The following is a 23506-nucleotide window of genomic DNA, read 5'->3' as shown; positions in this document are numbered from 1 at the left end:
CGGGCTGTACACGCCCGAGCGGGGGCGGATCCTGTGGGACGGCGTGGACGCCGCGGCCGCGGACCGGCGTCTGCTGGCCGAGCGCGTCGCGATGGTGGCGCAGGACTTCAAGCGGTGGCCGTTCACGGCCCGCGTGAACGTCCTCCTGGGGCGGCCGTCGGCACCGGTGAGCGACGAGCGGCTGGCCGCGTCGATCGCCGAGGCCGGGGCCGAGACGGTGATCGCGGACCTGCCGCGCGGCCTGGACACCCTGCTGGCCCGGCACTTCAGTGGAGGCCATGAGCTGTCCGGGGGCCAGTGGCAGCGGCTGGGGATCGCGCGGGCCTCGTACCGGCGCGGTCGCATCCTGATCGTGGACGAACCGACGGCCGCCCTGGACGCCCGGGCCGAGCTGGAGGTCTTCGACCGGATCCGGGCCCTGGCGGACAGCGGCCAGACGGTGGTGCTGATCACGCACCGGCTGGCGTCCGTGCGCCATGCGGACCTGGTGCACGTGCTCGACCAGGGCAAGCTGGTGGAGTCCGGATCACCGGACGAGCTGCTGGCCGCGGGCGGCCTCTACGCGGAGCTGTACGCGCTCCAGGCGCAGCAGTTCACCGCGTCGCCCTCACCGCCCCCGGCCGGAAGGACACCCTCCACGAGGACGGGCTGAGCCGCCGGGGCGGCGCCCGCTCACGCCGTGACGTCACCCCCGCCGACGTCCCCCCGGACGATCACCAGGAACATGTCGGTCGCGAGGTCCATGACAACCTCGGCGGACAGGCCCTCCAGGCGACGTGCGTGGGCGAACTCCTCCGCCGGCCAGGAGCCGCGCGGTCCACCTGCGGGAAAGCGTTCGAGCACCGTTCGCCCGTTCACCCTGCCACCTCCATGCTGCGTTGTACTCGTAGGAGTCAAACGCCAACCATGGGGCGAACGCCTCGCTCGGTGACGGTACTGAGACGTAGTCGACACCCGTTCACCGCCAAGTGTGACCGGACTCTCGGCCGATCACACCAACCGGCCACGCTCCGTGCCGTTCTCCGCACCGCTCGTGCCGGGTCTCGTGCCGTCGGCTCCCGTGGTGCGTCGCAATCCGGCCGTGAGCCGGACCGCGACGTCCCCCCGCGCCCGTACGCGGTCCGCGAGCTCGGTCAGCCGCCGGACGTGCCGGGGGTCGAGGCGGCCGGTGTCGTCGAGGTGGACGGCGCAGGCGGTGACGGTGTCGACGAGCAGTTCGAGGGCGGCGGCGGTCTCGTCGGCGCCGTCGGCGTGCCGGGCGAGCGGGGGGAGTTCGGCGGAGGCGAGGGCGATGGCGGCGCGGGCCTCGGCGAGGGTGCGGTAGGCCTCGCGGCGCAGCGCCCAGCGGCCGGCGCGGTCGTCGGACCCGCCGAGCACGTGGTCGAGGTACGTCTGGGCGGCGCCCGCCGCTTCGGCGAGCCGGGCCCTGATGGCGGCGCCGCCGCGCTGTCCCGGCATCGGGAGGTGCCCCACGACGAGGACGACGGCGCAGGCCAGCAGGGTCTCGCCGATGCGGGCGAGGGAGGCCTGGGGTTCGCCGCCGGCCATCACCAGGGCGAGGACGAGCACGGTGACGACGGCGGTCTGCGCGGCGAAGTGACGGGCGGCGACGGGGATCAGCGCCCCGCTGACCGCGACCAGCGCGACGAGTCCCCCCGGGCGGGGCAGTACGGCGGCGAACCCGGCGAACAGCAGCGCCCCGAGGACGGTCCCGGCGGCCCGGGACAGCACGCGGGAGGCGAGCGGTCCGAGGTCGGGTTTGACGAGGAAGACCGCGGTGGCGGGCAGCCAGTACCAGTGGTCGTGCTGCCCGTACCAGCGGGCGTGGTACAGGGCCTGGGCGAGGGCGGCGCTCGCCCCGAAGCAGAGGGCGACCCGCAGCCCGTACTCCCGGCCCCGGGCGCCGAGGACGGTCCGCATCCTCACGGCCCGGGAGCGCCTGCGTCCGTGCAGGTCACCGCCGTCGCCCCGGTCGAAGGCCTCGGCGGCGCGCAGGAGGGCGTCGTCGAGGGCGCGCAGCGCGGGGACGGCCCGGGAGGGGGCGGGCAGCGGGCCGGTGGGGGCGCTGCCGCGCACGGCGGCGGCGAGGCGCCGGGGCCCTTCGGCGGCACGGGCCGGTACGGGCTCCCCGGCCCAGGCGAGCGCGGTGGCGGCTTCGGCGAGCGGGAGGGCGGCGGCGTACTGGGCGTGCAGCCGGCGTTCGGCGGCGGAGGAGGCGTACCGTCGCAGCCGGGGCCCCGCGAGGGCGTCCTGCGCGTGGTCGAGCGCGGCGGTGAGTGCGGCCCGCCGTGCGGTGGCGGTGTCCGACCCGGTGGCGTCGAGCAGGCCGGCGACGGCGTCGTACACCCCGGCCACGGCGTTCCGCTCCCCGTCGAACCGGAAGCCCCCGGCGAGCGAGCCGGACGTGGGCAGCGCGAGCCGCAGCAGGAGCAGCCATCCCGCTCCGGCGAGGAAGGCGAGCGCCCGCTGCCAGCCCGGTTCGGGCAGCGGCATCCCGGCGCCGACGGCGGCGCCGACCAGCAGTTGCGTCCCGACGGAGGACCCGACCGGCCCGAGCGCGCTGACCGCGCCGGCGGCCAGGCCGAGCCCGGTCAGCAGCAGGGTGAGCAGGACGGCGGAGACGTGGTCCCCGGCGTACGTGCCGACGGCCAGCCCGGCCGCCCCGGCGAGCGCGGGCCCGCCGATGCGGCCGACGGAGGCGCGACGGCTGCCCGGCCGGTCGTTGATCCCGGCGAACATCGCGCCGATGGCGGCGACGACCCCGAGCGTGGGCCGTCCGGCGAGGACGGCCGCGAGCAGCAGGGGCCCGCCGCCCAGCGCGCCGCGCGCGACGGCGCTCCACGGAACCGGTCCACGCTGGGCGCGCAGCGCGTGGGCCAGCCACGGGGGTACGGCACGGGTCACGGGGCTCCAGTCGGTCGCATCGGAAACGGAACAAACTCACGGGCGACGGTGACCGGGCAGGCGGAAGCGTTCCCTCCACGGTAGTCGGCGTTCTCGGAGAGAGGCGAACGCTCGTGTTTCCGGAAGGTGACGATGCGGACGGAAGGCGCGTGCCGCATGAACGGCGAGCGCGGCCGCCGGTTCGCCGGACCGGCGGCCGCGCCGGGGCGGTCACGCGGTCATGCGGTCATGCGGTCAGCGCCGCCAGTTCCGCGTCGGCGCGCTCGGTGACCAGGGCGAGGACGCGGCCCGCGGCGGCCAGGTCCTCGGCGGGTATCCCGCCCCAGATGCGGGCGGTGACGGGGGCGCTCTCCGCGCCGACGGCGGCGGTCAGCTCGCGCCCCGCCTCCGTGGGGCGCAGGTGCGCGCCGTCCACGACGAGCAGGCGCCGCTCCAGCAGTGCGCCGAGGGCGGCGCGGACGTCGGCCGGGTCGGCCTTGAGGTCGTCACGGACCCGGGCGACCAGGTCGTCCGGCGTCCACGGGGTGTCGGCGGCGACGGCGGCGCGCAGGGTGATCTGCTGCTGGAACGTGAGGCCGTGCCGGGCGAGGAAGTGCTCCAGGACGCCGCGGGCGGCGTAGTGGGCCAGGCCGAGGGCGCGGGTGTCGGCGACGGGCGCGGTGGCGGTCATGGTGGTGTCCCCTTGGTTCTCTCGTCGTTCGGTACGGAGGAAGCGAGAGGTGCGTCGAGCAGGGTCGTCAGCTCGTCGGTGAACGCGCGGGTCCGCGGGGCGTCGAGGCCGCCGAGCGGCTCCAGCAACTGCTGGAGCAGGTCCTGGACCACCTCGATGGCCTGCCGCGTGACGGCCCGTCCCCGCTCGGTGAGGGCGAGCTGCACGGCGCGCGGGTCGCGGGGGTCGCGGGTGCGCTCGATCAGGCCGGCCGCCTCCAGGGCGCGCGCCAGCTTCGAGACGTACAGCGCCTCCAGACCGGTGTGATCGGCGAGCCGGCGCTGACTGGGCCGCTCGCCGGCGCGCTGCATGCCGTACAGCGACGCGACCAGTGAGTACTGCGCGTGGGTGAGGCCGAGCGGCGCGACCGCGCGGTCGACCGCGACGCGCCACTTGTTGGCGAGCCGCCACACCAGGAAGCCGGGCGTGGGACCCGGTGGACCCTTGCTCATATCGGATAGCGTACATAGCGATTATGTACATGGCTACTATCTTCCGGCATCCCCCCCCCCGGGGCCGGCCTCTTGAGCACGCCGGTGCCCCGTGACCGCATCAGCGGTCACGGGGCACCGGGGCCCTCCTCGTTCTACACGGTGTGCCGGGCGGCGAACCCGACGAAGTCCGCCCACACCCCCGGCGCGAGGCCGACCACAGGGCCGACCTTGTCCTTCGAGTCACGCACATACAAGGTGTCGTTCCCGGCGGCCACCTCCACGCACTGGCCACCGTCGCCAGCGCTGTAGCTGCTCTTGAACCACGCCAACCTGGCCTTGTCCCCGCTCATCTCTCTCCCAGCAGTTTCTCGATCAACGCGAGCGAGTCTGTCGGAGTGAGGGCCTGCGCACGCAGGATCCCGTACGTGCGCTCAAGACCTCGTACCTTCTGACGCTCTGTATGGACACGGCTGTCACCTTGCACTTCCGTGTAGGCGATCCTCCGCTCATCCCGGGTCTCCATCAAGGTGAACGGGCCGGCCAGCCCCGCGTGTTCCTGATGAGCGAGCGGCATCACCTGAATCACGACGTTACGCTTCTCCGCGATCAGCATGAGGTGCTCCAACTGCCCCCGCCAGACCCCCTTGCCGCCAATCGGACGGACCAGGACACTCTCCTCGATCACGAAGCCGAGATGAGGTGCGGGGCGCCTGGTAAAAATTTCCTGCCGTGCCAGTCGCGCGGTAACACGCTCCTCAATGATCGCCTCGTCCAAAAGCGGCTGCCACATGGCGAACACCGCTCGCGCGTACTCCTCCGTCTGCAACAAGCCGTTGACCAGGTGGGTGTCGTACAGGTGGATCTCGACCGCTTCCCCCTCCAACCGCGCCGCATCCCGGAAGAACGCCGGATACTGCGCCCGGGCCACCTCCTCCTTCCCCGCCTTCAACAACCCGCCCGCACCCAGCAGTTCATCCGCGCTGTCGATGAACTTGGGCGGCGGGATCCGCCTCCCCTGCTCGAACGAGGCGATCGTCGACGCGGAGTACCCCACCCTGCTCCCCAACTCCGCCCGGTCCAGCCCCGCCCGCTCCCTGCACAGCTTCAACTGCCGTCCGAAGACGTGCAGGATGCCCGCGCTCGCCTCCTGCTCCTGGCCGTCCACCTGCTGCCGCTGTTCCTCCACGCCCGGCACCTCCCGTACGCACCCACCGCCGAACACCCCGCTCAGCCGTCGCATACGCGGCCAACCCGCCTCGCCGGGGCCCCGTCACGGCTCACCCCGTGTACAAGCCTCGCGCCGTCGGCGTACAGCCACCGCCGGTCAGCGCGTCACGCCTGTTCAACGCTACGCACGGTTCGCGACCGTTGACGCCATGAAGTCACCGACTTCCCCGCAAAGGCGTACGCCCCGACCGGCCCGCACGTTCGCGATGCGGTTCACCTCGCCCCCGCGCGGCGCCCGCCTCGCTCGCCGGCCGGTCTCGCACCGCCTGCACGCGCGGGGCCGCCCGTACGCCTCACCGGCGAACGAGACGGCCACGCTGATCGCCGCCGAGCTCACCGCGAACGCGGTCCGGCACGGACACGTACCGGGCCTCGACTTCCGCCTCCGCCTCACCGAGACCGAGGACGGCACCCTGCGCGTCGAGGTGACGGACACCCGCACGGAGAACCGGCCGGTCGCCGGAGCACCCGCCCCGGACGGCGAGTCGGGCCGGGGCCCGCTCCTGGTGAAGGCCCTCGCCGACGACCGGGGCGTCCTGCCCCGCCCCGCCGGCCCCGGCAGGACCGTATGGGCGGAGCTCCTGCCGGCGCCCCGCCGTTGCAAGCCCGGCAACCTTTCCGGCGGCGGTGACGACCACCAGGTCGGAAACGTGTGTTCTCTCCCGCACCACGTAAGGACTCATCCGTGGCATCCCCCTCCCACCGCCGTCCGCGCGGCAAGCGGCGCGGCCTGTCGGCCCCGGCCGTCGCCGTGGCCGCCGTCGGCCTCCTCGTCTCGCTGGTCGTCGCGCTCACCCGCGACGGCGGATCCGACACAGTGCGGACCACGGCCACGGCCACGACCAAGGTCACGTCCGCCGCCGGTGCCGACGCCGCCCGGCCGAACGCCTCGCCCACCGCGACCGGGGGGACACCGGAGGCGCAGTCGTCCACCGCGTCCCCGGCCGCCCCGAAGCCCTCCACGACGACGCCGGTCCGGCCTCCCAGCAGCGCCACCCCCACGACCGTCCCGCGCCCGGCCTCCGGCGGGGCACCCCTGGCGGGGCGCATCGCACCCGGGATCACCTACAGCGGAGTCGCCACCCACTACGACGCCGGGGACGGCGACGGCGCCTGCCTGTACGGTCCGAGCGCCGACCGCATGACCGCGGCGATGAACACCACCGACTACGAGACGTCCAAGGCCTGCGGGGCGTACGTCCTGGTCCGCGCGGCCGGTGGCGCCTCCGTGACGGTCCGGATCACCAACGAGTGCCCCGCGCCCTGCGCCCCCGGACAGCTCGACCTGAGCAGGGAGGCCTTCGCCGAACTCGCCGGTCTCTCCGCCGGGAGGATCGCGGTCACGTGGAGCCTGCTCAGCCCCGGCACGTCCGAGACCCTCTCGATCCGCTACAAGACCGGCTCCAGCAGCCACTGGTGCGGCATCCAGGCGATGGGCCACCGCAACCCGCTCGCCCGGCTCGAGGTCGCCACCGGCTCCGGGTGGCAGCGGCTGACCCGCACCGAGTACAACTACTTCCTCTCCCCCGACGGCACCGGCTGCGGCGGCGCGTTGAGGCTCACCGACATCTACGGCCAGCAACTGACCGTCGACGGCATCGCCGTACGCCCGGACGCCGTCCAGTCGACCCGGGTCCAGTTCGCCCGGCGCTGACACGGCGCCGCGTCAGCGCACCGACTCCGCGAACAGGGTCTCCGCGTCGGCGACGGCGGCGACGATGTCGTCCACACCCCGGAGTCCCGCGCGGTGGAGCAGCCCCTTCTCGTTGGTGACCCACTCCCCGCGCGCCGCCACCACCGCGTGCGCGGTGTGGATCGCGGCGACGGCGATCGCCCCCGCGACCTGGGTGACGGCCCCCTTCGGCACGTGACCGGCCTTCGCGTGGGCGAGGGTGGCGGTGGCCGTGCCGTACCAGCGGGGCGGGGCGGACTCGCGCAGGGCCCGCGGATAGGCGGCGGGGCGGGGCAGTTCGCCGCGCAGCACCTTGTTGACCGCGAGTTCGGCTGCCAGCAGGTACGTCGGGATGCCGGCCAGGTGGAACATCAGCGGCTCGACGCGGAAGCGGCCTTCCTGCGCCTCCGCCAGTTCGTGCTCGACGACATCGAGGTCACGGTAGTGGACGTCGACCCGGCGCCCCTCGACGGTCAGCCAGGCACCGCCGTCGAAGACGCCGCCGCCCCAGCCGCCGATCTCGGAGACCTCGCCCTCCCAGCCGACCGCGCGCAGGTCCGCCGGGTCGAAGGGACCCCGGTAGTAGACCGCCGTGTCCCAGTCGCTGTCGGGCCGCTGGGTGCCCTGGGCACGCGATCCGCCGAGGGCGACGGCGCGGACGCCGGGGAGTGCGGCGAGCCGGTCGGCGACGCGGTCGAGGAACGCCTGGCCGGAAAGGGCGGACGGCACGGGCGCGGCTCCTGGCGATCAGAGGGGTGCGGAGGCCGTCGGACAGGCTACGGGACCGGCCGAGGGGCGGGCGAACGAAATACGGGTGCGGTGGGTCGCCGCCTCGCGGCAGGATCGGGGAGTCGTTCGCCCCCCCCTCAGATCGGAGTGCACGTGATCCGCCGCGTCACCGTCCCCACGCTCTTCCCGCCGCCCGCCTACTCGCACGCCTCCGTCGTCGAGGCGGGTACCCGCCTGGCCTTCCTCGCCGGGTCGGTCCCGCTGGACGCCGACGGCGGGCTCGTGGGCGAAGGGGATCCGGTGCGTCAGGCCCGGCAGGTGATCGTCAACCTGGAGGAGCAGTTGCGGGCGGTGGGCTCCGGCCCGGGCCACGTCGTCGCGACGGATGTATACGTGGTGAGCGGTGAGCCCGCGGTGCTCTCCGCCGTGTGGGACGTGGTCGAGGCGTCCGGACTGAGCGCGGGCCCGCACTCGTCGACCCTCGTCGGCGTGGCGTGTCTCGGCTACCCCGGGCAGCTCGTGGAGATCACCGCGACGGCGGCCGTGCCGGACGGTGCCGGCTCATGACGGCCGGCGACCGGACGGTGCGCCTGCGCCGGGCGCTGCCCTCCGACGCCGAGGCCGCGGCCGGTGTCTGGCTGCGGTCCTTCGCCGCCGCGCTGCCCGGCGTGGTCCGGCCGCGGTCCGACGACGAGGTGCGGGGCCACTTCCGGCATGTGCTCGTACCGGCGCGGGAGACGTGGGTCGCCCGGGCGGCGGACGGGGACGTGGTCGGCGTGATGGTGCTGGAGGGCGAGGAGCTGGACCAGCTGTACCTCGCCCCCGAGTGGCGCGGGCGCGGGATCGGTGACCGGTTCGTCGCGCTGGCCAAGGAACGCGTCCCCGAAGGGCTCTCCCTGTGGACCTTCCAGGTCAACGCGCCCGCGCACCGCTTCTACGAGCGGCACGGCTTCACGGCCGTGGAGCGGACGGACGGTTCCGGCAACGAGGAGCGGGAGCCGGACGTGCGGTACGTGTGGCGGCCGTAGACGGCCGGGCCACGGGTGCAGTACGACTTGGTGCAGCCCTCGATTCGCTTGTCGGACTTGTCGTAGGCCGACGCCGCCTGTCCAGGGGGAGTTCGTGGGAGACCACGAAGCCGGGCTTCGCCCTGCCCTCGGTGATCATGTCGCGCAGCCGCCGGTTGCAGCGCTTCGCGTTGCACTGCCCCGTCCCCACCCGCAGGCCCTTCTCGAAGAGCTCGCCGATCGCGACGGGGAGCATGCCCTGCTGGGCCTGCTCGTCCGTCGGCGCCTTCGTCAACGGTGACTGGCTCGCGTTGTCGTGGTGGAAGTTCTCCGACGGCCTCCGCGAGGACATCGCCGACCGCTGACGTACGGGCACGGGGCGCGCCTCAGATGATCCTGGCCCAGTCCAGGGTGCGTTCCACGGCGCGCTTCCAGTCCCGGTAGCCGCTTTGGCGCCGTTCCTCGCTCCACTGCGGGTCCCAGCGTTTCGACTCCTGCCAGTGGGAGCGCAGCTCGTCGGTGTCGCGCCAGAAGCCGACGGCGAGCCCGGCGGCGTAGGCGGCGCCCAGCGCGGTGGTCTCGGCGACCACGGGACGGCTCACCGGGACGCCCAGGACGTCGGCCTGGATCTGCATGCACAGGTCGTTCGCGGTGACGCCGCCGTCGACCTTGAGCACGTCCAGGTGGACGCCCGAGTCCTGCTCCATGGCCTCGACCACGTCACGGCTCTGGTAGCAGATGGCCTCCAGCGTGGCCCGCGCGATGTGCGCGCCGGTGTTGTAGCGGGCCAGTCCGACCATGGCTCCCCGGGCGTCGGAGCGCCAGTACGGGGCGAAGAGGCCGGAGAAGGCCGGGACGAAGAACATCCCGCCGTTGTCCTCCACCTGGCGGGCCAGCTGCTCGCTCTCCGGGGCGCTCCTGATGATCTTCAGCTGGTCGCGCAGCCACTGCACGGCGGCGCCGGTGACGGCGATGGAACCCTCCAGCGCGTACACCGCGGGGCTGCCCGCGAACTGGTACGCCACCGTCGTGAGCAGCCCGTGCTCCGAGCGCACCGGTTCGGTGCCGGTGTTGAGGACCAGGAAGTTGCCGGTGCCGTAGGTGTTCTTGGCCTCGCCGGGCGAGAAGCAGACCTGGCCGACGGTCGCCGCGTGCTGGTCGCCGAGTACGCCGGTGATCGGGACGGCGGCGCCCAGCGGCCGGGAGGTGCGGGCCGTGCCGTACGCCTCGCGGTCGGACGAGGGGTGGACGGCCGGCAGCATCGCACGGGGGATGCCGAAGACGTCCAGGAGCTCGTCGTCCCAGTCGAGGGTCTCCAGGTTCATCAGCATGGTGCGGCTGGCGTTGGTCACGTCGGTGGCGTGCACCCCGCCGTTCGGGCCTCCGGTGAGGTTCCACAGCACCCAGGCGTCGGTGTTGCCGAACAGGGCGTGGCCCGCCTCGGCGGCCTCGCGCAGTCCGTCCACGTTCTCCAGCAACCACTTGATCTTGCCGCCGGAGAAGTAGGTGGCCGGCGGCAGACCGGCCCTGCGGCGGATGACGTCGCCGTGGCCGTCGCGTTCCAGGGCGGCGGCCACGCTGTCGGTGCGGGTGTCCTGCCAGACGATGGCGTTGTAGTAGGGGCGGCCGGTGCGCGGGTCCCAGACCACGGTCGTCTCGCGCTGGTTGGTGATGCCGATGGCCGCCAGGTCGCCGGCCGACAGCCCTCCGTCACGGAGGCAGTTCTGGATCACCGTGTTGGTGCGCTCCCAGATCTCGACCGGGTCGTGCTCGACCCATCCCGACCGCGGGAGGATCTGCTGGTGTTCGAGCTGGTGCTTGGCCACCTCGTTGCCGGAGTGGTCGAAGACCATGAAACGGGTGCTGGTGGTCCCCTGGTCCACGGCGCCGACGAATTCGGGCATCGCTGCCACCTCCTGGTCCGCCTAGGGTTCTTCGGTGGCCGGGCCTTCTTCGGCCTTCTCCGTCCTCGCCCTGAGTACCGGGCCGATGAACAGGTCGTACACGAGCATCCCGAGGACGCCGCCGATGAGCGGGCCGACGACGGGAATCCACCAGTAGCCGCTGAACCATTCGAACGACCCGGGCAGCGCGATCGCCCCCCAGCCCTCGAAGAAGGTGAACAGCCGGGGGCCGAAGTCGCGCGCGGGATTGATCGCGTATCCGGCGTTGGTGCCGAAGGCCATACCGATGACGACGACCACCAGACCGATGACGAACGGGTGGAGGTTCGCCGCCGGAGCCGTGTTGCGGGTGTCGATGAGCGCGCAGATCAGCAGCAGCAGGATCCCGGTGCCGACGATCTGGTCGAGCAGGGGGCCCCACCAGGAGTCCCCGAAGTATTCGGCGGGGAACGTGGCGAAGATGGAGTAGGTGCCCAGCGATTCCTCCCGGGCGATCCCCTCCCGGGCGTTGGCCGCGTCGATCGCCCACCGGTAGCAGGCGTAGACGAGCGCGGCGGCGACGAAGGCCCCCAGGACCTGCGCCAACCAGTAGGGCAGGACCTTCCGCCAGGGGAAGTCCCGTCGCACGGCGAAGGCCAGGGTCACCGCGGGATTGAGGTGGGCGCCGCTGACACCGCCGGCCACATAGACGCCGAACGCCACGGCGAACCCCCACGCCCAGGTGATGACGAGCCAGTTGGCGGGTCCGAAATCCACCGCCTGCCGGCCCGAGCCGGGCAGCCCCACGACGGCCACCGCCACGGACCCGACACCCAGCAGGATCAGGACGAAGGTGCCCAGGAATTCGGCGAGCATCTCACCGAGAACGCCTTCTCGATAGCCTCGTCGTTTCGCGATGCGTTCGGCCACCGGACCTCCTCGGCTGGAATTCCGCGGTCCCCTCCCTCCGTCGGAAGCGTATGTCCACCGTGCGGATCATGCCTGTGGAGAGCCGGATTTCCCTCCTCCGGAGCAAGGGTGGCGGCGTTCGCGCGCCGCGGCGCGCGTACCGCCGCTCCGTCGGCCAGCACCACCGCGGGCCTGCCCCGCGGGTCGCCGCCGGTCTCCCGGTGAACGCGGTCGCCGTCACCGACGTCGAGCACGCCGCGGTCGTACGGTTCGATCTCCGGACATCCGGCCGTCGGGACACGGTGGTGCCGTCGGCGGGGCGGCTCGTCTCATTTCCGCACGGGCAGGCCCGCCGCCCCGGCGGCCGTGCGCAGCACGTCGCGGAGCATCTCGGGGGTGAGCCGGCCGGTGAAGGTGTTGCGCTGGCTGACGTGGAAGCAGCCGAGGAGGTGGAGGGCGGGCCCGTCGGGGGCGTCCAGGGTGACGCGGGCACCGTGCGCGAAGGCGGGCCGGGGCCGGGGCACGGTCCAGCCGGCCTCGGCGAACGCGGGCAGCGCGGCCTGCCAGCCGAAGGCCCCGAGGACGAGCGCGGCCCGTACCGTCGGCCGCAGCAGGCGCAGTTCCCGCACCAGCCAGGGCCGGCAGGTGTCCCGCTCCTCGGGGGTGGGCTTGTTGGCGGGCGGGGCGCAGTGCACGGGCGAGGTGACGCGCACGCCGTACAGCGCCAGACCGTCCCCGGCGTGCGTGGAGCCCGGCTGCGAGGCGAGCCCCACGTCGTACAGCGCCCGGTACAGCACGTCCCCGGAACGGTCCCCGGTGAACATGCGGCCGGTGCGGTTGCCGCCGTGGGCGGCGGGCGCCAGGCCGACGACCAGCAGCCGGGCGTCCGCCGGCCCGAATCCGGGCACCGGCCTGCCCCAGTACGTCCAGTCCGCGAACGCGGCCCTTCTGGTACGGGCGACCTCCTCACGCCAGTCGACCAGCCGGGGGCAGGCGCGGCAGCCGGCGATGCGCCGGTCGAGCCGGTCGAGGGCATGGGGGTCCATGGCTCCACGGTAGGTGTTCGGGGCGGGCAAAAACCCCGCACCGCCGGCCGGGCCCGGGCGTTAAGGTCGGAACCATGGCTTCTGAGAGTGCCGAGGACCCCGGGGTCGCCGCCGCCGTGGCCGCCGCCGAGGCGGCCGGTCCGGGCAGCGGCGAGTCCGTACGGATCGACAGCTGGATCTGGTCGGTGCGGCTGGTCAAGACGCGCTCGCTCGGCTCCGCCGCCTGCAAGGGCGGGCACGTCCGGGTGAACGGCGAGCGCGTGAAGCCCTCGCACTCCCTCCGTGTCGGCGACGAGGTGCGGCTGCGGGCGGAGACCCGGGAGCGGGTCGTCGTCGTCAAGCGGCTGATCCGCAAGCGGGTCGGCGCTCCGGTGGCGGTCCAGTGCTACATCGACAACTCCCCGCCTCCCCCGCCCCGTGAGGCGGTCGCCCCGGCCGGCATCCGCGACCGCGGCACGGGCCGCCCGACCAAGCGCGACCGGCGGGAGATGGAACGGCTGCGGGGGCTGGGCGGGCCCGGCCCGTTCGGTGGGCACGCGGGACCGGGCGGGCCCGGCCCGTTCGGTGGGCACGCGGGACCGGGCGGGCCGGGCGGCGGCGACCCGGGCGCGGCGTCCGGTGGAGCCGGCCGGCGCGGCGCGCCCGCCGGACGCGGAACAGCCGGTGGTGGACGCAGGGGCCGGGACAAGGGGGCCGGGGGTGCGGCCCGGCCGTGAGCGCGGGCCGTCACTCGTCGAAGCGGGCCGCCTTCAGGTACTCCGGGTTCGGGTCCAGCGCCGCCGCCAGCCGGAAGTGGCGCTTGGCCGGGTGCGGGCGGCCCTGCCGCTGGTAGGTGCGGGCCAGGGCGAAGTGGGCGAAGGCGTTGTCCGGCTCGCGCTCCAGGACGAGGGAGAACTCCAGCTCGGCGGGGCGCAGCTGGGCCGCCGCGAAGAAGGCGCGGGCGCGCAGCAGCCGCGCGGCGGTGTTCTCCGGGTGGACGTCTATGACACCGTCGAGCAGCTTCACCGCACCCCTCGGGTCCCGGGAGGCGAGCAGGTGCTCGGCGGCACGGAAGTCGATGACATGCGTTTCCGGCGTACGTCCGGTCGAACCGCTGGTCTCGGGCACGGCGGAATCCTTCCCTCGCTGAACGGGTTCAACGCCCCGCCCGGCACCCGCTATTCCGCGCGGGTGGACCGCGCCCGGTGGACGAGCTCGGACCACACGTCCCGGACGCGCTGCTCCAGCTCGTCCAGGGGGACGTCGTTGTCGATGACGATGTCGGCGATCTCCCGGCGCTGCCGGCGGGTCGCCTGGGCGGCCATCCGCGCGCGTGCGTCCTGCTCCGTCATGCCGCGTCGGCCCACGAGCCGGTCGAGCTGGGTCCCGGCACTCGCGTCGACGACGATCACGAGGTCGTAGAGGGGGGCCAGGCCGTTCTCCGTGAGGAGGGGGACGTCGTGGATCACGACGGCGTCCTCGTCGGCGGCCTCCTCCAGCTCACGGGAGCGGGCGCCCACCAAGGGGTGGACGATCGAGTTGAGGACGGCCAGTCTCTCCGGGTCGGCGAAGACGATGGACCCCAGCCTGGGCCGGTCGAGCCTGCCGTCCGCGGTGAGGATCTCCGCGCCGAACGCGTCCACGACCGCCGCCAGGCCGGGCGTTCCCGGTTCCACGACCTCGCGCGCGATGCGGTCCGCGTCGATCAGCACGGCCCCGCACTCGACGAGCAGCCGCGACACCTCGCTCTTGCCGGCGCCGATCCCGCCGGTCAGGCCCACTTTCAGCATGAGGGGCAGCCTAGGGGGTGGCGGGGGGCCGTCAGTTGTCACCCTCCCGCTCCGCCAGGAAGCGTTCGAACTCGAGGCCGATCTCGTCCGCCGACGGGATCTCCACCGGCTCGGCGAGCATGTTGCCCCGGGTCTCCGCGCCCGCGGCGGCGTCGTACTGGTGCTCCAGGCCCTGGACGAGGGCGGTCAGTTCCTCGTCGCCCTCCCGGATCTGGCGGTCGATCTCGGTCTGGGTGCGGTGGGCGTCGGTGCGCAGCGCGTGCGCGACGCCGGGCAGCACCAGTCCCGTGGCGGCCGTGATGGTCTCCAGGGCGGTCAGTGCCGCGTCCGGGTACGGGGAGCGGGCGATGTAGTGCGGCACGTGCGCGGCGACGCCCAGGACGTCGTGCCCGGCCTGCATGAGCCGGTACTCGACGAGCGCCTCGGCGCTGCCGGGCACCTGCGCCTCGTCGAAGACGCTGCCGGCCGCGGGGACGAGGTCGGCGCGGTTGCCGTGCGGGGTGACGCCGACGGGCCGGGTGTGCGGGACGCCCATGGGGATGCCGTGGAAGTTCACCGACAGGCGTACGCCGAGCCGCTCCACGATCTGCTGGACGGCGGCGGCGAAGCGCTCCCACTCCACGTCCGGCTCGGGCCCGGAGAGCAGCAGGAAGGGCGCTCCCGTGGCGTCCTGGACGAGGCGCACCTCCAGGGCGGGCACCTCGTAGTCGCTCCACCGGTCGCGGGTGAAGGTCAGCAGCGGGCGCCTGGCGCGGTAGTCGACGAGCCGGTCGTGGTCGAACCGGGCGACGACCTGGTGGGGCAGCGAGTCGAGCAGCCGGTCGACGATCTGGTCCCCGGTCTCCCCCGCGTCGATGTATCCGTCGAAGTGGTAGAGCATGACAAGTCCGGCCGACTCCTGGGCCAGCGCCATGTCGACGACGCCGAGCCCCTTCGGCTCCCATGCGTACAAACCCTGCGGATCAAGCACAGTGACCGCTCCTCCTCGTGTTCGTACTGCACAACGTGGCACGCGCCACTGACATTCCCCGGTGGGGACGGCTCCGGGGCGCAGGACGGTACCGGCATGCGGCTGCGCCGCGTGGGCGCGAAACCCCCGGCCGCCCGTGCCTCCCTCCGGAACGCAGCACTGAGGGGCCGTACCTCGAAAGGTACGGCCCCTCAGTCAACGGCTAGGCGTCAGCGGAGAGCGTTCAGCTCTGCCCGCCCGCCAGCTTCTCCCGCAGCGCGGCCAGCGCCTCGTCCGAAGCCAGCGCACCGGACTGGTCGCCGCCCTCGGAGGAGTACGAACCGCCGCCGGACGCGGCCGGAGCGACGTCCTCGCCACCCTCGGCAGCGGCCTTCTCGTCCGCCTCGCGGGACTTGATGACCTGCGCCTGGTGCTGCTCGAAGCGCTGCTGCGCCTCGGCGTACTGGGTCTCCCACGCCTCGCGCTGGGCCTCGTAACCCTCGAGCCAGTCGTTGGTCTCGGGGTCGAAGCCCTCCGGGTAGATGTAGTTGCCCTGGTCGTCGTAGGACGCGGCCATGCCGTACAGGGTCGGGTCGAACTCGACCGCCGACGGGTCGGCGCCGAAGGCCTCGTTGGCCTGCTTCAGCGAGAGGCTGATGCGACGGCGCTCGAGGTCGATGTCGATGACCTTGACGAAGATCTCGTCGTTGACCTGGACGACCTGCTCCGGGATCTCCACGTGGCGCTCGGCCAGCTCGGAGATGTGGACCAGACCCTCGATGCCCTCGTCCACGCGGACGAACGCACCGAACGGAACCAGCTTCGTGACCTTGCCGGGCACGACCTGGCCGATCTGGTGGGTGCGGGCGAACTGCTGCCACGGGTCTTCCTGCGTCGCCTTCAGCGACAGGGAGACGCGCTCGCGGTCCATGTCGACGTCGAGGACCTCGACGGTGACCTCCTGGCCGACCTCGACGACCTCGGAGGGGTGGTCGATGTGCTTCCAGGACAGCTCGGAGACGTGGACCAGACCGTCGACGCCACCCAGGTCCACGAAGGCGCCGAAGTTGACGATCGAGGAGACGACGCCGGAACGGACCTGACCCTTCTGGAGGGTGGTGAGGAACGTCTGGCGGACCTCGGACTGGGTCTGCTCCAGCCAGGCACGGCGGGACAGGACCACGTTGTTGCGGTTCTTGTCCAGCTCGATGATCTTGGCCTCGAGCTCCTTGCCCACGTAGGGCTGGAGGTCGCGGACGCGGCGCATCTCGACCAGGGAGGCCGGGAGGAAGCCACGGAGGCCGATGTCGAGGATGAGACCACCCTTGACGACCTCGATGACGGTACCGGTGACGATCCCGTCCTCTTCCTTGATCTTCTCGATGGTGCCCCAGGCACGCTCGTACTGGGCGCGCTTCTTCGAGAGGATCAGGCGGCCTTCCTTGTCCTCCTTCTGGAGAACGAGGGCTTCGATCTCGTCACCGACGGCGACGACCTCGTTGGGGTCGACGTCGTGCTTGATCGAGAGCTCGCGGCTCGGGATGACGCCTTCGGTCTTGTAACCGATGTCGAGCAGGACCTCGTCCCGGTCGACCTTCACGATGACGCCGTCGACGATGTCGCCGTCGTTGAAGTACTTGATCGTCTCGTCGATCGCGGCGAGGAAGGCTTCCTCGTTACCGATGTCGTTGACCGCTACCTGCGGGGTGGTGGCGGTGGTCTCGGTGCTGCTCGTCATGTGGGAAAGGGCTCCGGTACGGACATTGAAGTCGTAGGTACTGCTACGCCGGAGCCCGTTTCGCTCTGCAGAAGCCGGACAGCCAAGGAAGCACCCCACCGTCTGCCGACGGCGGCGCCTCAAGAACCGAGGGGACATACATACAGATGCGAGCGCAGCCTGCTACGTCTGAGGTGCGCAAGCTCGCAGCGCAACTTGTAGCATACGGGGGCAGCCGGGCAGGGTCAATGTGCGAAGCCGCCCACCCGGGGCGGACCGCCGCACGACCGGCACAGTCCCCGACATCCGGGGCCACGCGGGGGCCAGGAACACCCCTCGGCGACACGCCGGGGTCCGGCTGGACGGAAGAGTACGACGAGGGAGCCCATCATCCAAGAGCCCGAAGCGCCCGAACCGGAGGCGACCCGGCGGCAGGCCGGTGTCGCGGAGAGCTCCCGAGCCAACCGGGGATGGTGGGACCGCAACGCGGACGAGTACCAGACCGAGCACGGCACGTTCCTCGGCGACGACCGCTTCGTGTGGGGGCCCGAGGGCCTGGACGAGGTGGAGGCCGAGCTGCTCGGTCCGCCGGAGGAGCTGAAGGGGCGGGACGTCCTGGAGCTGGGCGCCGGTGCGGCGCAGTGCTCGCGCTGGCTGGCCGCGCAGGGGGCCCGGCCGGTGGCGCTGGACATCTCGCACCGGCAGTTGCAGCACGCGCTGCGGATCGGCGGGCCGGTCCCGCTGGTGTGCGCCGACGCGGGCGCGCTGCCGTTCGCGGACGGCTCCTTCGACCTGGCCTGCTCGGCGTACGGGGCGCTGCCCTTCGTCGCCGATCCACGGCTGGTGCTGCGCGAGGTACGGCGGGTGCTGCGGCCGGGCGGCCGACTGGTCTTCTCGGTCACGCACCCGATCCGCTGGGCGTTCCCGGACGAGCCGGGCCCCGAGGGGCTGAGCGTGTCCGCGTCGTACTTCGACCGCACTCCCTACGTCGAGCAGGACGAGGAGGGCCGCGCGGTGTACGTGGAGCACCACAGGACGCTCGGGGACCGCGTCCGTGACGTCGTGGCCTCGGGGTTCCGGCTGGTGGACCTGGTGGAGCCGGAGTGGCCGGCCTGGAACACCTCCGAGTGGGGCGGCTGGTCGCCGCTGCGCGGGAACCTGATCCCGGGGACGGCGATCCTCGTGTGCGTACGGGACTGAGTGCGTGATCCGTGACGACGCCCTGGACGCCCTTCCCGTACGCGAGGCCCTGCCCAGGCTGACCGACGCGCTCGACGCGCACGGCACCGCCGTGCTGGTGGCGCCGCCCGGCACCGGCAAGACGACCCTGGTGCCCCTGGCGCTGGCGGGACTGCTCGGGGACGGGCCCGCACGGCGGGTGGTGGTCGCCGAGCCGCGGCGGATCGCGGCCCGCGCGGCGGCACGGCGGATGGCGTGGCTGCTGGGCGAGAAAGTCGGCGGGGCGGTCGGTTTCACCGTGCGCGGGGAGCGGTCGGTGGGGCGGCGCACGCGCGTGGAGGTCGTCACGACCGGTGTACTCCTCCAGCGCCTCCAGCGCGACCAGGAGCTCCCCGGCGTGGACGTGGTGATGCTCGACGAGTGCCACGAACGGCATCTGGACGCGGACACGGCGGCGGCGTTCCTGTGGGACGTGCGCGAGGCGCTGCGCCCGGAGTTGCGGCTGGTGGCCGCGTCGGCGACGACGGACGCGGAGGGCTGGGCCCGGCTGCTGGGGGACGCGCCGGTGGTGGAGGCGAGCGGCGCCGCGTTCCCGGTGGACGTGGTGTGGGCGCCTCCCCCGCGTGCGGTGCGGCCGCCGCACGGCACGCGGGTCGATCCGGCGCTGCTGACGCACGTGGCGTCGGTGGTGCGGCGGGCGCTGGCGGAGCGGGACGGGGACGTGCTGGCGTTCCTGCCGGGGGTCGGCGAGATCGCCCGCGTGGCCGGACGGCTCGGGGACCTCGACGGTGTCGACGTGCTCCAGGTGCACGGGCGGGCGCCGGCCGCCGTGCAGGACGCGGTGCTGTCCGTCGGGGAGCGGCGCCGGGTGGTGCTGGCGACCTCGGTCGCGGAGTCGTCGTTGACGGTTCCGGGGGTGCGGGTGGTCGTGGACTCCGGACTGGCACGGGAGCCGCGCGTGGACCACGCGCGGGGGCTCAGCGCGCTGACGACGGTGCGGGCCTCCCGCGCGGCGGGGCGGCAGCGGGCGGGGCGGGCCGGGCGTGAGGCGCCGGGGACGGTGTACCGGTGCTGGGCGGAGGCCGAGGACGCGCGGCTGCCGCGGTTCCCCTCCCCCGAGATCAAGGTGGCCGACCTGACGGCGTTCGCGCTCCAGGCGGCCTGCTGGGGCGATCCGGACGCCTCGGGGCTGGCGCTGCTGGATCCCCCGCCGACCGGGGCGATGGCGGCGGCCCGCTCCGTCCTGACGGCGATCGGGGCGGTGGGCCCCGACGGACGGGCCGGCGAGCGTGGGGCGCGGCTGGCCCGCCTGGGTCTGCACCCGCGGCTGGGCCGCGCCCTGCTGGACGCTGCACCGGTGGTGGGCCCGGAGCTCGCGGCCGAGGTGGTCGCCCTGATCGGCGAGGAGCCACCGCGCGAGTACGGCGACGACCTCGCCGCCGCGCTGCGGACCGCCCGGCGCGGCGGTGACGCGTACGCCGCCCGCTGGCGCAAGGAGGTCGGCCGCCTCGGCGGGCTCGCCTCCGAGCTCCCGGGCGGGCCCTCGCACACCTCACCGCCGGTGCCGGACCGGTCCGGCGGCTGCGCCGCGCCCGCCCCGGACACGTCGTCCCGGCCGTCGGCCGGCCGGGGAGGCGCCCCGGCCGCACCCGCGCCGGACTCCCCGGGGACGCCGGACGGTGAGGGCGCCGGGTCGGTGGCGTCCCAGGCGGCCGGGGGCTCCCGGCCCCCGCGGGCGGAGGGGGCCTCAGTCCCTGCGCCCCTGCCGGGCCCCCGGCCCGCGGTCGGGGGCGGGGAGGAGCGGCGGGCCGGGTTCGTCGTCGCGCTGGCCTTTCCCGAGCGGGTGGCCCGCGCGGAGGGCGGTTCGTATCTGATGGCGGGTGGGACGCGGGCCGAGGTGGGGGCGGTGTCCCCTTTGCGGGGGGCCGGGTGGATCGCCGTCGCCGTGGCCGACCGGCCCGTGGGCCGGGGGCACGCGCGCGTGCGGCTCGGGAGCGTGGTCGACGAGGAGGTCGCGCGGATCGCGGCGGGGGCGTTGCTGGAGCACCGGGAGGAAGTGGGCTGGAGCGACGGTGACGTCGTGGCGCGGCGGGTCGAGCGGATCGGGGCGGTGGAGGTGGCCGTACGGCCGTACCCCGGCGCCGCCCCCTCGCTCGTACGGGCCGCGCTGCTGGACGGACTGCGGCGGGAGGGGTTCGGGCTGCTGCGGTGGCCGGCCGGGGCGGCCGTACTGCGGCAGCGGCTGGCCTTCCTGCGCGGCCGGCTCGGTGAGCCGTGGCCCGATGTCTCCGACGGGGCGCTCCACGCACGCGTGGAGGAGTGGCTGGAGCCGGAGCTGAGCCGTGCCCGGCGGCGGGCCGATCTTGCGCGGATCGACGTCGGGCAGGCGCTCGCACGGCTGCTGCCGTGGGCCTCCGGCGAGGCCGTGCGGCTCGACGGGCTCACCCCCGAGCGGATCACCGTACCCAGCGGGTCCGCGATCCGGATCGACTACTCCGACCCGGAGCAGCCGGTGCTCGCCGTGAAGCTGCAGGAGATGTTCGGGCTCCAGGAGTCGCCGCGGGTGGCCGGGGTGCCGCTGCTGGTGCACCTGCTGTCCCCGGCCGGGCGGCCCGTCGCCGTGACCGCCGACCTCGCCTCGTTCTGGCGGGACGGCTACCAGGGCGTGCGGGCCGAACTGCGCGGGCGCTACCCCAAGCACCCGTGGCCGGAGGATCCGGCCACGGCCGCGCCGACCCGGCACACCAACGCCCGGCTCCGGCGGTGACCGGTCCCGCGTGCCGTCAGGCGGTGGGGCCCGTCGACGGGGCGGCGGACGGGGCCGGGGACCCCGCCTCGGCCGACGGGGCGGCGGACGGGGACTCCGCCTCGGCCGACGGGGCGGCGGACGGGGCCGGGGACCCCGCCTCGGCCGCCGCCTCCACGGTCAGTTCGACCGTCACGGTCGCCCCGCCCGTGGTGGTGACGCGGAGCAGGAACGTGCCGGTGGTGTCGTCCGCGTACAGTTGGGGCAGTTTCAGCAGGCCGTCCGCGTCCGTCGTCAGGCCGCTCAGGGTGCGGACGGCCTTGCCGTCGGCGTCCTCGAAGTAGGGGCCCTTGTCGTTCGCGGCCGGGTCGTCGGCCGACCTGATCAGGGTGGCGGTCGCGGCCACCCTGTCGGCGGCGGCGCCCCCGTACGTGGCCTTCAACTCGACCGCGTCCGCGAACTCGCCGCCCGGCGTGCAGGTGAGCGCCTTGCCGCCGGTGCGGACGAGGGTGTCGGCGGCGCGTTCGGTGACCGTCGCCCTGTAGACGACGCCCTTGACCGTACGGCCGGCCACGGTGGCCCGGACGACGACGGGGCCGGTCTTCTCGCCCGCCCGGAGCGCGGGGGCCACGGCGACGCCCGAGCCGTCGGTGACGACGGTGGCCACGCTCTCGCCGCCGGTGAAGGTGGTGTCGGTGTCGCCGAGGACGGTGAACCGGATCCGCACCTTGGCCACGGCCTTGCCGCTCTCCGTCTCCGCGCGGGCGCTCATCCGCTCGGTGAACGTGTCGCCCGCCATCGCGGTGAGCGTCGCGGTGCCCGCGTCCTCCAGGTGGTCCACCGTGTCGGTGGAGGTGGGCGGAAGGGTGGGCGGCGTGGGGCCGGGCGGCGTGCTCGGGCCGCCGGAGTCGACCGGCGGCTTGGAACCGGACGGCTTGGTCGGCTTCGTGCCGGGCTTCGGCGACGGGGACGGCGACGGCGACGTGCTCGGCACCGTCGGGAAGGGCCGCGCCGTGACGCCGCCGCTGTCGCTGCGGTCCGTGGGCAGCGTGCCGGTGCCGTCCGGGATCTCGTGGGTGCCCCTGCGGTAGTACTCCAGCCACGACATGACGGTGTTCAGGTACTCCGTCGAGTTGTTGTAGCTGAGGATCGCCTTGTCGAGGTCGCGCTGGTCGGACAGGTCCCAGTCGAAGCGGCACAGGTAGTGGCCGGCGGCGAGGGCGGCGTCGTAGATGTTGTTGGGGTCCTCACGGCCGTCGCCGTTGCCGTCGCGGCCCGCCCACTCCCAGGTGGAGGGGATGAACTGCATGGGACCGACGGCCTGGTCGTAGGAGCTGTTGCCGTCGTAGGCGCCGTCGTCGGTGTCCCTGATGAGGGCGAAGCCGTTGCCGTCGAGCTGGGGGCCGAGGATGGGCGAGAGGGTGGTGCCGTCGGCGTCGACGCGTCCGCCGCGGGCCTGGCCGGACTCCACCTTGCCGATGGCCGCGAGCAGTTGCCAGGGCAGGTTGCAGCCGGGCTTCTTCTCGCGCAGTGCGGCCTCGGCCTTCTTGTAGGCGTCGAGGACGGTCGCGGGTATGCCGGCCTCGGTCACGCCGGACACGTCCGTTCCGGTGCTCGTGGACGGGGCGGGGTTGGGGCTGTTGAGCGGCGGCAGGTCCGTGTAGTACGGCGAGTTGCCGGTCGCGCCGACGGCGTCGGCGTTCTCCTCGGGCGAGGGCGTGGCGTCCGAGGTGGTCCGTCTGCCCTGGTCGTCGGTGGTCGCACCGGGAGCCTGGGAGGCGGCCAGGGCCGCGACCGCCGCCGCGGCGACGGCGGTGGTCGTCACTCCCTTGCACAGCCTCCTGCCGAATTGCGCCGCCATAGAGTGAGCCCCTCCCGTGAACGCCGTGACGTCCGTCAGCCTCTGTCGTGTTCGCCCCGGTGTGACGATCTGCCCGCCCCACCGGTTGCCCTCCTGTGGGCATCCGGCACGACGGCCCTCGCGACCCTACGACAACTTCCTTTGCCCGGACACCCGTTCCTGCCCGATATTCACCGGTTGGCCATGCTCCCGTGTGGCGGCGGGCCGGTGCGGGGCGTCCCGCACACCGGGGCCTGCCGGTCAGGCGGTCCTGCGGACCGGTCAACCACTGTCACGAGGGGCCGCTTTGCCGTTCACGCCGAGTCATGCGGCGGCGGTTCCGCCCGCCGTGCGCACGGCGGAAGCGGGCGGGGTCCCCGGTCCCCGGTCCCCGCCGTGCCGGTCGCGGGCGGCTTCGCTCCCGGCATGACCTGGTACGCGGCGAGTGTCCCGTCGGGGCGCTGGAGTCCGGCGACGTCACCCGCGCGTCCCGGGGCGTGCTCACGGTCGACGCGCTCATCGTCTGGCGTCGGCGGGGCTGTGGCTGCCGGTGCGCGAACCACGCCGCCGCGGGCCCGGCAGGGGCGGGTGGCGGCGCGGCCGCGTGCGCGGGGCGGCCGTCGCCGGTGGCGCGCTGGTACGTCTCCGCCGGGGCGGGGCCTCGGCGCATGTGGCCCGGGACGCGTCCGCACAACGCGGCCGGGGCCACATGCGCTGTTCCCCGTGCCGGCGAGGAGGGGGCGGGGTCACCGCCGTACTGGTGCCCGCAGTACGGGGGTTCGACGG

Annotated in this window: 22 protein-coding genes and 3 pseudogenes; 8 read left to right on the top strand and 17 right to left on the bottom strand. The window is 73.8% G+C overall.

The features are described from left to right. On the top strand, positions 1–652 hold a 652-nt coding region (locus tag KYY02_RS07885; protein ID WP_371236829.1), incomplete at its 5' end, for an ATP-binding cassette domain-containing protein. A 20-nt stretch (positions 653–672) separates the two neighbouring features. Here KYY02_RS07885 and KYY02_RS07880 read toward each other — a convergent pair. From KYY02_RS07880 to KYY02_RS07855, 6 genes are all read right to left on the bottom strand, one after another. Further along, positions 673–858: a DUF8839 family protein gene (locus tag KYY02_RS07880; RefSeq protein WP_371236828.1), complete on the bottom strand. Its 186-nt coding sequence runs from the start codon at positions 856–858 to the stop codon at positions 673–675. Between the two features lie 132 nt (positions 859–990). After that, positions 991–2904 (bottom strand): FUSC family protein, encoded by a 1914-nt coding sequence (locus KYY02_RS07875; protein WP_371236827.1) that lies wholly within the window; start codon positions 2902–2904, stop codon positions 991–993. A gap of 226 nt (positions 2905–3130) precedes the next feature. Then, positions 3131–3574, bottom strand: coding sequence for a winged helix DNA-binding protein (locus KYY02_RS07870; RefSeq protein ID WP_371236825.1), 444 nt, complete (start codon positions 3572–3574; stop codon positions 3131–3133). Beyond that, complete coding sequence (locus KYY02_RS07865; RefSeq protein WP_371236824.1) at positions 3571–4065, bottom strand: MarR family winged helix-turn-helix transcriptional regulator; 495 nt, start codon at positions 4063–4065, stop codon at positions 3571–3573. The genes KYY02_RS07870 and KYY02_RS07865 overlap by 4 nt, the downstream gene beginning before the upstream one ends. A gap of 134 nt (positions 4066–4199) precedes the next feature. Next, on the bottom strand, positions 4200–4397 hold the full coding sequence (locus KYY02_RS07860; protein ID WP_371236822.1) for a DUF397 domain-containing protein: 198 nt from the start codon (positions 4395–4397) through the stop codon (positions 4200–4202). After that, positions 4394–5233, bottom strand: coding sequence for a helix-turn-helix domain-containing protein (locus tag KYY02_RS07855; RefSeq protein WP_371236821.1), 840 nt, complete (start codon positions 5231–5233; stop codon positions 4394–4396). The genes KYY02_RS07860 and KYY02_RS07855 overlap by 4 nt, the downstream gene beginning before the upstream one ends. Here KYY02_RS07855 and KYY02_RS07850 point away from each other — a divergent pair. Then, a pseudogene (locus tag KYY02_RS07850) lies at positions 5178–5792 on the top strand (ATP-binding protein); the annotation flags it as partial. The gene KYY02_RS07855 and the pseudogene KYY02_RS07850 overlap by 56 nt on opposite strands. 167 nt (positions 5793–5959) lie before the next feature. Continuing rightward, positions 5960–6928: an expansin EXLX1 family cellulose-binding protein gene (locus KYY02_RS07845; RefSeq protein WP_371236820.1), complete on the top strand. Its 969-nt coding sequence runs from the start codon at positions 5960–5962 to the stop codon at positions 6926–6928. A 12-nt stretch (positions 6929–6940) separates the two neighbouring features. Here KYY02_RS07845 and KYY02_RS07840 read toward each other — a convergent pair whose 3' ends face one another. Beyond that, complete coding sequence (locus KYY02_RS07840) at positions 6941–7675, bottom strand: nucleotidyltransferase family protein (protein ID WP_371236818.1); 735 nt, start codon at positions 7673–7675, stop codon at positions 6941–6943. 153 nt (positions 7676–7828) lie between these two features. Here KYY02_RS07840 and KYY02_RS07835 point away from each other — a divergent pair, with 153 nt between their 5' ends. Then, positions 7829–8242, top strand: coding sequence for a RidA family protein (locus tag KYY02_RS07835; RefSeq protein WP_371236816.1), 414 nt, complete (start codon positions 7829–7831; stop codon positions 8240–8242). Continuing rightward, positions 8239–8703, top strand: a complete 465-nt coding sequence (locus KYY02_RS07830; RefSeq protein WP_371236815.1) for a GNAT family N-acetyltransferase — start codon at positions 8239–8241, stop codon at positions 8701–8703. Before KYY02_RS07835 ends, KYY02_RS07830 begins: the two co-directional genes overlap by 4 nt. A gap of 12 nt (positions 8704–8715) precedes the next feature. On the opposite strand, the pseudogene KYY02_RS07825 reads toward KYY02_RS07830, so the two are convergent. The 5 genes and pseudogenes from KYY02_RS07825 to KYY02_RS07805 form a co-directional block, all read right to left on the bottom strand. Next, positions 8716–8962 (bottom strand): annotated as a pseudogene (locus KYY02_RS07825) (aldehyde dehydrogenase); the annotation flags it as partial. Between the two features lie 106 nt (positions 8963–9068). Continuing rightward, entirely contained in the window at positions 9069–10586 is a 1518-nt protein-coding gene (glpK, locus tag KYY02_RS07820) for a glycerol kinase GlpK (protein WP_371236813.1), read from the bottom strand. A gap of 21 nt (positions 10587–10607) precedes the next feature. Beyond that, positions 10608–11441 (bottom strand): MIP/aquaporin family protein, encoded by an 834-nt coding sequence (locus KYY02_RS07815; RefSeq protein WP_371236841.1) that lies wholly within the window; start codon positions 11439–11441, stop codon positions 10608–10610. Between the two features lie 200 nt (positions 11442–11641). Further along, positions 11642–11749, bottom strand: a pseudogene (locus KYY02_RS07810) (prolyl aminopeptidase); the annotation flags it as partial. A 54-nt stretch (positions 11750–11803) separates the two neighbouring features. Next, complete coding sequence (locus KYY02_RS07805) at positions 11804–12520, bottom strand: uracil-DNA glycosylase (protein ID WP_371236812.1); 717 nt, start codon at positions 12518–12520, stop codon at positions 11804–11806. Positions 12521–12594: 74 nt separating this feature from the next. Here KYY02_RS07805 and KYY02_RS07800 point away from each other — a divergent pair, with 74 nt between their 5' ends. Continuing rightward, the gene (locus tag KYY02_RS07800) at positions 12595–13236 is read left to right on the top strand and encodes an RNA-binding S4 domain-containing protein (RefSeq protein WP_371236810.1); all 642 of its coding nucleotides are present in this window, start codon (positions 12595–12597) and stop codon (positions 13234–13236) included. Between the two features lie 10 nt (positions 13237–13246). Here the strand turns inward: KYY02_RS07800 and KYY02_RS07795 are convergent, their stop codons facing one another. The 4 genes from KYY02_RS07795 to rpsA form a co-directional block, all read right to left on the bottom strand. Further along, on the bottom strand, positions 13247–13627 hold the full coding sequence (locus KYY02_RS07795) for a tetratricopeptide repeat protein (protein WP_030858785.1): 381 nt from the start codon (positions 13625–13627) through the stop codon (positions 13247–13249). A gap of 50 nt (positions 13628–13677) precedes the next feature. Continuing rightward, positions 13678–14289, bottom strand: coding sequence for a dephospho-CoA kinase (gene coaE, locus KYY02_RS07790; RefSeq protein WP_371236809.1), 612 nt, complete (start codon positions 14287–14289; stop codon positions 13678–13680). A 31-nt stretch (positions 14290–14320) separates the two neighbouring features. Continuing rightward, the gene (locus tag KYY02_RS07785; protein ID WP_371236807.1) at positions 14321–15259 is read right to left on the bottom strand and encodes a PAC2 family protein; all 939 of its coding nucleotides are present in this window, start codon (positions 15257–15259) and stop codon (positions 14321–14323) included. A gap of 223 nt (positions 15260–15482) precedes the next feature. After that, on the bottom strand, positions 15483–16976 hold the full coding sequence (gene rpsA / locus KYY02_RS07780) for a 30S ribosomal protein S1 (RefSeq protein WP_030820778.1): 1494 nt from the start codon (positions 16974–16976) through the stop codon (positions 15483–15485). A 366-nt stretch (positions 16977–17342) separates the two neighbouring features. On the opposite strand from rpsA, the gene KYY02_RS07775 reads away from it, so the two are divergent. Together KYY02_RS07775 and KYY02_RS07770 are read left to right on the top strand one after the other, a co-directional pair. Then, positions 17343–18155: a class I SAM-dependent methyltransferase gene (locus KYY02_RS07775; protein ID WP_371236840.1), complete on the top strand. Its 813-nt coding sequence runs from the start codon at positions 17343–17345 to the stop codon at positions 18153–18155. A gap of 4 nt (positions 18156–18159) precedes the next feature. Beyond that, entirely contained in the window at positions 18160–20901 is a 2742-nt protein-coding gene (locus tag KYY02_RS07770; protein ID WP_371236806.1) for an ATP-dependent RNA helicase, read from the top strand. A gap of 16 nt (positions 20902–20917) precedes the next feature. Here KYY02_RS07770 and KYY02_RS07765 read toward each other — a convergent pair whose 3' ends face one another. Continuing rightward, positions 20918–22741 carry a lytic transglycosylase domain-containing protein gene (locus KYY02_RS07765; protein WP_371236805.1) on the bottom strand — a complete coding sequence of 608 codons (1824 nt, stop codon included), beginning with the start codon at positions 22739–22741 and terminating at the stop codon, positions 20918–20920. Positions 22742–23506: the final 765 nt, after the last annotated feature.

The sequence above is a fragment of the Streptomyces pimonensis genome (assembly GCF_041380215.1).
Taxonomy (GTDB): Bacteria; Actinomycetota; Actinomycetes; order Streptomycetales; family Streptomycetaceae; genus Streptomyces; species Streptomyces pimonensis.
The sequence above is the reverse complement of the archived record's forward strand: the minus strand, read 5'-3'. Positions and strand labels throughout refer to the sequence as shown.

What these genes read in the sequence shown, in the direction of transcription:
- KYY02_RS07870 (WP_371236825.1), bottom strand. Translation starts at nt 3,574, where the DNA reads ATGACCGCCACCGCGCCCGTCGCCGACACCCGCGCCCTCGGCCTGGCC.
- KYY02_RS07865 (WP_371236824.1), bottom strand. Translation starts at nt 4,065, where the DNA reads ATGAGCAAGGGTCCACCGGGTCCCACGCCCGGCTTCCTGGTGTGGCGG.
- KYY02_RS07860 (WP_371236822.1), bottom strand. Translation starts at nt 4,397, where the DNA reads ATGAGCGGGGACAAGGCCAGGTTGGCGTGGTTCAAGAGCAGCTACAGC.
- KYY02_RS07830 (WP_371236815.1), top strand. Translation starts at nt 8,239, where the DNA reads ATGACGGCCGGCGACCGGACGGTGCGCCTGCGCCGGGCGCTGCCCTCC.
- glpK (WP_371236813.1), bottom strand. Translation starts at nt 10,586, where the DNA reads ATGCCCGAATTCGTCGGCGCCGTGGACCAGGGGACCACCAGCACCCGT.
- KYY02_RS07815 (WP_371236841.1), bottom strand. Translation starts at nt 11,441, where the DNA reads ATGCTCGCCGAATTCCTGGGCACCTTCGTCCTGATCCTGCTGGGTGTC.
- KYY02_RS07805 (WP_371236812.1), bottom strand. Translation starts at nt 12,520, where the DNA reads ATGGACCCCCATGCCCTCGACCGGCTCGACCGGCGCATCGCCGGCTGC.
- KYY02_RS07800 (WP_371236810.1), top strand. Translation starts at nt 12,595, where the DNA reads ATGGCTTCTGAGAGTGCCGAGGACCCCGGGGTCGCCGCCGCCGTGGCC.
- coaE (WP_371236809.1), bottom strand. Translation starts at nt 14,289, where the DNA reads ATGCTGAAAGTGGGCCTGACCGGCGGGATCGGCGCCGGCAAGAGCGAG.
- rpsA (WP_030820778.1), bottom strand. Translation starts at nt 16,976, where the DNA reads ATGACGAGCAGCACCGAGACCACCGCCACCACCCCGCAGGTAGCGGTC.
- KYY02_RS07765 (WP_371236805.1), bottom strand. Translation starts at nt 22,741, where the DNA reads ATGGCGGCGCAATTCGGCAGGAGGCTGTGCAAGGGAGTGACGACCACC.